Source organism: Rhodoplanes roseus, assembly GCF_003258865.1.
In the GTDB taxonomy this organism is placed as follows: domain Bacteria; phylum Pseudomonadota; class Alphaproteobacteria; order Rhizobiales; family Xanthobacteraceae; genus Rhodoplanes; species Rhodoplanes roseus.
This window is the reverse complement of record NZ_NPEX01000542.1, coordinates 1-1,742: the sequence shown is the minus strand read 5'-3', so window position 1 is coordinate 1,742 and position 1,742 is coordinate 1. Positions and strand designations below refer to the sequence as shown.

The window sequence follows — 1,742 nt, the reverse complement described above, 5'->3', positions numbered from 1 at the left end:
CGGGGGCGGCGCGCCGGCTGCTGCTTCGATCGTCGGTGAATCCGGCTGGTGGAATTATGACGGGGACTTAGGCGGCCCGACGGATGATCTTCTTGACCGCGTCGATGGTGAATTCCTCGGCTCCCAGCATCAGGACCGGGGGGGACCGGGTCACGTCGACGGAGTCGACGACGCCCTGGACCTCGGTCGAGACCGGGACCGGATTGCCGAGCGAGTCCTTCGCCGAGACGGTCATCTTGTACGAGCCGGGCGGCCACTGCGTGCCGTCCTTGCCCTTGCCGTCCCAGGTGAAGGTCTGCTCGCCGGCCTGCATCGTGAAGTTGCCCGTGTAGACGGTCTGCCCGGTCTTGTTGGTGATCGATATGCTGGCGGCCGCTGGCTTGGCGACCGTGAACCCCCAGGCCGCCGAACCTTTCTCGGGAAGCACGGCGGTCGAGCCGTCGACCACCACGGTCGCCCCGACATAGCCGAGCGCCTGGGTGTTCTGGGCCGTCTTCTGCAGCGAGACCAGGGTCTCGAGCTGCTGGTTCGACTTCAGCTGCTGCTCCACCTGCGAGAACTGCACGAGCTGCTGCGTGAACTGGTTGGTGTCCAGCGGGTCCAGCGGGTTCTGGTTCTGCAGCTGCGTCGTGAGCATCTGCAGGAACGTCTGGAAGTTGTCCGCGAGCGACTTGGTGCCGCCCGTAGTCGTCGTGCTCGGGGCGGTCACGGCCGCCGTCGCGGTGAACTGAGTTCCGGTGACGCTGTCGGTCGCCATGACGTTGTGCCTTCGGGTTGGAGACCAGCCTACACGCGGATGTCGATGCCGCGATCGCGGCCGAGCAGGCGGCCGTAGGTCGCGGTCAGCTCGACGACGCCCGTCTCGGCGGCGCCCTCACGGAATCCGCTCCTCGCCGATCGTCCGGACGAGTCCTGGTCGGCCTGCTGCTGCCCGGTGCTCTGGTCGCGCAGCGAGAACTGCATGGCGCCCTGATCGGTCTTGAGGCCGGCGTCCTGCAGGGCCCGCTCGAGCTGCCCGGCGTCGCGGCGCAACAGGTCGAGCGTGTCGGCCCGGTCGGCCGTGATGTGGGGCACCACGGTCCCGTTGGCGTCGACGTCGAGCTGGACCCGGATGCGACCCATGTCCGGCGGGTCGAGGCGGATGTCGAAGCTGTGCTTGCCCGCCTTCGCCTGAGACGTGATCTCGACCGGAACGCCCGCGAGCGTCACCGGGTTCGATGCCTCGCTGCGGCTGCCAGCGGCCTGGGTTGGGCCGGTCGCCGTGGTGCTGGTGATGGTCAGGCCTTCGGTCCGGACCATGCCTTGGAGCGCGCCGGTCGGCTGGGCCGGGGCGGCCGAGGCCGACGGGGCTGCCGGCGCGTCGGCTCGTGCCTCGCTGGTCTTCGGCCCGGCCTCGGCCGTGCCGCTCGTGCCGCCGACCTTTTCGGCCGCGACATGCTTGGGCTCGCCCTTTGCGGACGCGGTCTCCGGAGCCTCCACGGGTGGCGCGGCGGTCTGGGCTGCTGCGGCGTCGGCCGCGGTCGTCCCGAGGCTCTCGGCGGCCTGGGCGGCGATCGATCGCGACTCGTGGCCCGCCTTCTTGGTCGCGTCGGCCCCGGTGGTCGATGCGCCGCCGGCGTCCGCCGGCGCCGTGCCGGTGGTCCCGGCAGCCGCACCCGCGTCCACGGGCCCGTCGACGGGAAGGATGGTCGGAACGCTCCCGCCGGCTGCTTTCTCGGCGTCGCCGGCCGCGGCCGCGGCTG

At 71.0% G+C, this 1,742-nt stretch carries 2 protein-coding genes; both read right to left on the bottom strand.

Features of this window, described 5'->3' with window-relative positions; genetic code table 11:
* Positions 1-67: 67 nt before the first annotated feature.
* Complete coding sequence (locus CH341_RS31095) at positions 68-757, bottom strand: flagellar hook assembly protein FlgD (protein WP_111423531.1); 690 nt, start codon at positions 755-757, stop codon at positions 68-70.
* Between the two features lie 29 nt (positions 758-786).
* The coding region (locus CH341_RS31090; protein ID WP_210208699.1) for a flagellar hook-length control protein FliK at positions 787-1,742 on the bottom strand (956 nt) is incomplete at its 5' end.

Coding starts and splice junctions, on each gene's coding strand:
- CH341_RS31095 (WP_111423531.1), bottom strand. CDS start 757: ATGGCGACCGACAGCGTCACCGGAACTCAGTTCACCGCGACGGCGGCC.